This window comes from Massilia luteola (genome assembly GCF_034420155.1).
Lineage (GTDB): Bacteria > Pseudomonadota > Gammaproteobacteria > Burkholderiales > Burkholderiaceae_D > Telluria > Telluria luteola.
Window position 1 is genome coordinate 146,343 of sequence record NZ_JAXOFN010000017.1, and the last position, 6,172, is coordinate 152,514.

The following is a 6,172-nucleotide window of genomic DNA, read 5'->3' on the forward strand; positions in this document are numbered from 1 at the left end:
CTCTCCTTACAGCAGCGTCTTGCGCAGGTCGGCCAGGACGTCGGCCAGGTAGGTCGTGAAGCGGGCGCCGGCGGCGCCGTCGATCACGCGGTGATCGAACGACAGCGACAGCGGCAGCATCAGGCGCGGCTGGAAGGCCTTGCCATCCCACACCGGCTTCATCGAGGACTTCGAGAGGCCCAGGATCGCGACTTCAGGTGCGTTGATGATCGGCGTGAACGCGGTGCCGCCCAGGCCACCCAGCGAGGAGATCGTGAAGGTCGCGCCCTGCATGTTCGCGGGCGACAGCTTGCCGTCGCGCGCCTGCGCCGACAGCTCGCCCATTTCGGTGGCGATCTGCGACACGGACTTCTTGTCGGCGTCCTTGATGACCGGGACGACCAGGCCGTTCGGCGTGTCGGCCGCGAAGCCGATGTTGTAGTACTTCTTGAGGATCAGCTGGCCGTTGGCTTCGTCGAGCGAGGCGTTAAAGTTCGGGAACTTCTTCAGCGCGGCGACGGAGGCCTTGATCACGAAGGCCAGCATGGTCAGCTTGACCGTCGACTTGGCCTTGGCGTACGACGCGTTCGAATCGACGCGCAGCGCTTCCAGGTCGGTCACGTCGGCTTCTTCGAACTGCGTCACGTGCGGGATCATGACCCAGTTGCGGTGCAGGTTCGGGCCGGAGATCTTCTTGATGCGCGACAGCGGCTGGGCTTCGGTCTCGCCGAACTTGGAGAAGTCCAGCGACGGCCATGGCAGCAGGCTCAGGCCACCGCCCGCACCTGCCGGCGCGGCCGTCGGGCCGGCGGCCAGCGCCGACTTGACGAAGCCCTGCACGTCCTGCTGGGTGATGCGGCCCTTCGGACCGGAACCCTTCACCTTGTTCAGGTCGACGCCCAGTTCGCGCGCGAACTTGCGCACGGACGGCGACGCGTGGGCGGCGGAGAAGCTCGCGGCAGGACCGGCGGCGGCCGGTGCCGCGGCGGGCGCGGGTGCCGGTGCGGCGGCAGGTGCCGGTGCCGGCGCAGGTGCCGGTGCCGGTGCCGGTGCGGCGGCCGGAGCCGGTGCCGGCGCTGCGGCGGCCGGGGCCGGGGCAGCGTCGGCCGCGGGCGCGGCAGCACCGGCGGCTTCCTCGAGCAGCAGCACGAGCGAACCTTCGGCGACCTTGTCGCCGACCTTGACCTTCAATTCCTTCACGACGCCGGCGTGGCTGGACGGGATCTCCATGCTGGCCTTGTCCGATTCGACCGTGATCAGCGACTGGTCGACCTTGATCGTGTCGCCGGGCTTGACCATCAGCTCGATGATTTCGACTTCCTTGAAGTCACCGATGTCGGGGACTTTGACTTCCACAATGCTCATAGTGTGTTAGCTCCGTATTCTTATCGTTAGCTCATCCGTCGCCCCTGCGAAGGCAGGGGCCCAGTTTCGTGGCGGACCACCGAAAATTGGGTCCCCGGCCAGGCGGACAGCCAGTCCGGGGACGACGTACTTTAGCGCGTCAGCGCCAGAGCATTACTGGGTCACAGGATTCGGCTTGTTCGGATCGATGCCGTACTTGGCGATCGCGTCCGCCACCACCTTCGCGTCGATCTTGCCTTCCTCGGCCAGCGATTTCAGCGCGGCGACCGTGATGTAGTGACGGTTCACCTCGAAGAACTCGCGCAGCTTGGCGCGGGTGTCCGAGCGGCCGAAGCCGTCGGTGCCCAGCACCTTGTACGTGCGGCCGCTCGGGACGTAGGCGCGGATCTGCTCGGCGAACAGGCGCATGTAGTCGGTCGTCGCGACGATCGGGCCTTCGGAACCCTGCAGCAGCTGAGTCACGTACGGCACGCGCGGCGCCTCAAGCGGATGCGTAAGGTTCCAGCGCTCGGCGTCCTGGCCGTCGCGGGCCAGCAGCGTCAGCGACGGGCACGACCACACGTCGGCGGCGACGCCCCAGTCGTTCTTCAGCAGTTCGGCGGCGAACACGGACTCGCGCAGGATCGTGCCGGAGCCCATCAGCTGCACGCGCTGCTTGGCCGATTTGTCGCCCTCTTGCAGCAGGTACATGCCCTTGATGATGCCCTCTTCCTGGCCTTCCTTCAGGCCCGGCTGCTCGTAGTTCTCGTTCATGATGGTGATGTAATAGAACACATCCTCCTGCTTCTCCACCATGCGGTGCAGGCCGTTCTGGATGATCACCGCCACTTCGTGCGCATAGGTCGGGTCGTACGGGACGCAGGTCGGGATGGTCGCCGCGAAGATGTGGCTATGGCCATCCTCGTGCTGCAGGCCCTCGCCGTTCAGCGTCGTGCGGCCGGCCGTGCCGGCCATCAGGAAGCCGCGGGCGCGGATGTCGCCCGCCAGCCAGGCCAGGTCGCCCACGCGCTGCAGGCCGAACATCGAGTAGTAGGTGTAGAACGGGATCATGACGCGGTTGTTCGTCGAGTACGACGTCGCCGCGGCGATCCACGAGCACATGCCGCCCGCCTCGTTGATACCCTCTTGCAGGATCTGGCCCGCCTTGTCTTCGCGGTAGTACATCACCTGGTCCTTGTCGACCGGCTCGTACAACTGGCCTTCCTGGTTGAAGATGCCGATCTGGCGGAACAGGCCTTCCATGCCGAACGTGCGCGATTCGTCGACGAGGATCGGGACGATGCGCTGGCCCAGGCTCTGGTCCTTCAGCAGCGTCGTCAGCGTACGCACATAGGCTTGCGTCGTCGAGATCTCGCGGCCGGCCGCGGTCGGGTCGGTGACGGCCTTGAAGGTCGACAGCGGCGGGACCGGCAGCTTCTCGTCGGCCTGCTGGCGGCGCTGCGGCAGGTAGCCGCCCAGCGCTTTGCGGCGCTCGTGCAGGTATTTCATTTCAGGCGCGTCGTCGGACGGCTTGAAGAACGGGATCTCGGCCAGCTTGTCGTCCGGGATCGGGATGGCGAAACGGTCGCGCATTTCGCGGATCGCCTCGTCGTCCAGCTTCTTGGTCTGGTGCGCCGTGTTGCGCGCCTCGCCCGACTTGCCCATGCCGAAGCCCTTGACGGTCTTCACGAGCAGCACGGTCGGGGTGCCCTTGTTTTCCTGGGCGTTCTTGAAGGCCGCGTAGATCTTGTGCGGGTCGTGGCCGCCGCGGGTCAGGCGCCAGATGTCGTCGTCGGTCATGTTCGCGACCATCTTCAGCAGCTCGGGGTGCTTGCCGAAGAAGTGCTTGCGCACGTACGCGCCGTCTTTCGCCTTGTAGTTCTGGTATTCGCCGTCGACGGTTTCCATCATCACGCGCTGCAGGATGCCGTTCTTGTCCTTGGCCAGCAGGTCGTCCCAGCCCGGGCCCCAGATGACCTTGACTACGTTCCAGCCGGCGCCGCGGAAGTCCGCTTCCAGTTCCTGGATGATCTTGCCGTTGCCGCGCACCGGGCCGTCCAGGCGCTGCAGGTTGCAGTTGACGACCATGACCAGGTTGTCGAGCTTTTCGCGTGCGGCCATGCCGATCGCGCCCATCGATTCCGGCTCGTCCATCTCGCCGTCGCCGCAGAAGACCCAGACCTTGCGGTTGTCGGTCTTGGCGATGCCGCGGGCTTCCAGGTACTTCAGGAAGCGCGCCTGGTAGATCGCCATGATCGGGCCCAGGCCCATCGACACGGTCGGGAACTGCCAGAAGTCCGGCATCAGTTTCGGGTGCGGGTACGACGACAGGCCCTTGCCGTCGACTTCCTGGCGGAAGTTCAGCAGCTGCTCTTCGGACAGGCGGCCTTCCAGGAAGGCGCGGGCGTAGATACCGGGCGACGAGTGGCCCTGGATGTACAGCAGGTCGCCGCCGTGGTCTTCGGTCTCGGCGTGCCAGAAGTGGTTGAAGCCGATGCCCAGCATGTTCGCCAGCGAAGCGAACGAGGAGATGTGGCCACCGAGGTCGCCGTCGAAGCGGTTGGCCTTGACGACCATCGCCATCGCGTTCCAGCGCATCCACGAGCGCAGGCGCTCTTCGTATTCCAGGTTGCCGGGGCAGTGCGCTTCCAGGTGGGCCGGAATCGTGTTCACGTAGGCGGTGTTGCTCGAGAACGGAACGTGGGCGCCGCGGCGGCGCGCCAGATCGACCAGGCGCTCCAGCAGGTAGTGCGCGCGATCGGTACCTTCGAATTCGATGACCGCTTCAAGCGCGTCGAGCCATTCCTTGGTCTCGAGCGTATCCGGGTCGTTGGCGGCTTGTGCCGTCAACTGGTCGAGTTGAGCTGACATTGCTACGTCTCCTTGAGTGTGGTGCCCCACCCGATCCTGAATTCGTCACGGACGTTTGGTGGCGAAAAGACTATCCCTTGAATAAAGCCTGTCGATTCTACCAGTGGAGCACGCAATTTTCAAAATATGATATTCGATTTCATAATGTGGGATAAAGTCCATGCAGGGTGTATGCCGGCTGTTGCTTTTGTGTATGTGACAACACAAAAACGTCGTCCCCGCACAGGCGGGGACCCAATTTGCATGCGCCGTCGAAACGCATTACACCTGGGCTCCGCCTGCGCGGGGGCGACGGTGGTCACGCGCATCCCGCCTTATACAGGCACGTCCACTAATATGACAATGAAAACGCCGAAGCGGCGCGCGATACCCCCGCCGCGCTTATAATTTCGTTTTTGTCCAGCACACGAGCCCCTGCCATGCCCGCCCAACTGATCGACGGAGTCAAACTTTCCCAACAACTGCGCGCCGACATCGCCGCCCGCACCGCCGCGCTCACCGCCGCCGGCCACAAGCCCGGCCTGGCGGTGATCATCGTCGGCGACGACCCGGCCAGCCACGTCTACGTGCGCAACAAGGTCAAGGCCTGCGGCGACGTCGGCTTTCATTCGGTACTGGAAAGATACGAGGCCGATTTCTCGGAGCAGGCCCTGCTCGAGCGCATCGCCGCGCTGAACGCCGATCCCGCCATCCACGGCATCCTCGTGCAGATGCCCCTGCCGCGGCATATCGACCCGTCGAAAGTCATCGAAGCCATCGCCACCAGCAAGGACGTGGACGGCTACTCGGTGCTGTCGGCCGGCGAACTGATGACCGGCCTGGAAGGCTTCCGCCCGTGCACCCCGTACGGCTGCATGAAGCTGATCGAGACGACCGGCGTCGACCTGCGCGGCAAGCACGCCGTCGTCATCGGCCGCAGCAACACGGTCGGCAAGCCGATGGCGCTGCTGCTCTTGCAACAGAACGCCACCGTCACCATCTGCCATAGCGGTACGCCAGACCTGGGCTACCACACGCGCCAGGCGGACATCGTGGTCGCCGCCGTCGGCCGCCGCAACACGCTGACGGGCGATATGGTCAAGCCGGGCGCCATCGTGATCGACGTGGGCATCAACCGCAACGACGAAGGCAAGCTGTGCGGCGACGTCGATTTCGACAGCGTCGCGCCGGTCGCCTCGCACATCACGCCGGTGCCGGGTGGCGTGGGGCCGATGACCATCACGATGCTGCTGATGAATACGCTGGAGTCGGCGGAGCGGATCAGTCGGCGACACTGAGTTGCGCGCAGATCGCCTCCGGTCGTTCACTCGACAGGACGCATGTCAAGCAATTCGTTGATATGACGCTGCTCTCGTAACAATGGCGATGGTGAAATGACGTCGCCCGTCAGGCGTGCAGAGTGGCGTCCGCGTACGCACCGAAAGCAGCGGTTGGTCGGTGCAGATAACGACGGGCCGCGGTTTTGCGGCCGATGACGAGGGAGCCCATACTCGATCCTATTCCGCCATTTCGCTTCCGGCGCGAGTTCGAACCCGGATTCGACAATCTGACTGTCGGCCACTGCAACGATACGACCGGCCGCCAGACCAGTATTGTTCCGAGCGAGGGGGCACCATAATCCCGGTCAACTTCATTTCACGCAACCCAACGTCTACCTTGGACTCGTCGAACACGTCGAGATGACTCGTGACTTCATCGAGCACGAGGATTTTAGGATTTTTATACGAGGTTCGCGCGAGGAACACTCGCTGTTTTTGCCCACCCAACAAGCAGCTTCCCAAGTCTAGGGAGCCGCTGATCAATTCATCCGCCGCAGGTGCCACAGGCCTGCCCATCTGCGATAATTTCAATCCATCCAACGCTGTCGTGTCGATCATGCAAAAGAGCTTCTCGGACCTTGAATACGCAAACAAGAAGAAGCTGACGCGGCGCGACCGCTTTCTTGCGGAGATCGAAAAGATCACGCCGTGGGAGCCGC

At 64.0% G+C, this 6,172-nt stretch carries 4 protein-coding genes and 1 pseudogene; 2 read left to right on the forward strand and 3 right to left on the reverse strand.

Annotation, left to right across the window (positions count from 1 at the left end):
• Positions 1-6: 6 nt before the first annotated feature.
• Together aceF and aceE are read right to left on the reverse strand one after the other, a co-directional pair.
• The gene (gene aceF, locus U9J41_RS18065) at positions 7-1,344 is read right to left on the reverse strand and encodes a dihydrolipoyllysine-residue acetyltransferase (RefSeq protein WP_322403553.1); all 1,338 of its coding nucleotides are present in this window, start codon (positions 1,342-1,344) and stop codon (positions 7-9) included.
• Positions 1,345-1,497: 153 nt separating this feature from the next.
• Complete coding sequence (gene aceE / locus U9J41_RS18070; protein ID WP_322403554.1) at positions 1,498-4,194, reverse strand: pyruvate dehydrogenase (acetyl-transferring), homodimeric type; 2,697 nt, start codon at positions 4,192-4,194, stop codon at positions 1,498-1,500.
• A 419-nt stretch (positions 4,195-4,613) separates the two neighbouring features.
• Between aceE and folD the strand changes: the two genes are divergently transcribed.
• Positions 4,614-5,471: a bifunctional methylenetetrahydrofolate dehydrogenase/methenyltetrahydrofolate cyclohydrolase FolD gene (gene folD / locus U9J41_RS18075; RefSeq protein ID WP_322403555.1), complete on the forward strand. Its 858-nt coding sequence runs from the start codon at positions 4,614-4,616 to the stop codon at positions 5,469-5,471.
• 219 nt (positions 5,472-5,690) lie between these two features.
• On the opposite strand, the gene U9J41_RS29280 is transcribed toward folD, so the two are convergent.
• On the reverse strand, positions 5,691-5,939 hold the full coding sequence (locus tag U9J41_RS29280; protein WP_341850617.1) for a P-loop NTPase family protein: 249 nt from the start codon (positions 5,937-5,939) through the stop codon (positions 5,691-5,693).
• Between U9J41_RS29280 and U9J41_RS18080 the strand changes: the two are divergent.
• A pseudogene (locus U9J41_RS18080) lies at positions 5,881-6,172 on the forward strand (hypothetical protein); the annotation flags it as partial. The gene U9J41_RS29280 and the pseudogene U9J41_RS18080 overlap by 59 nt on opposite strands.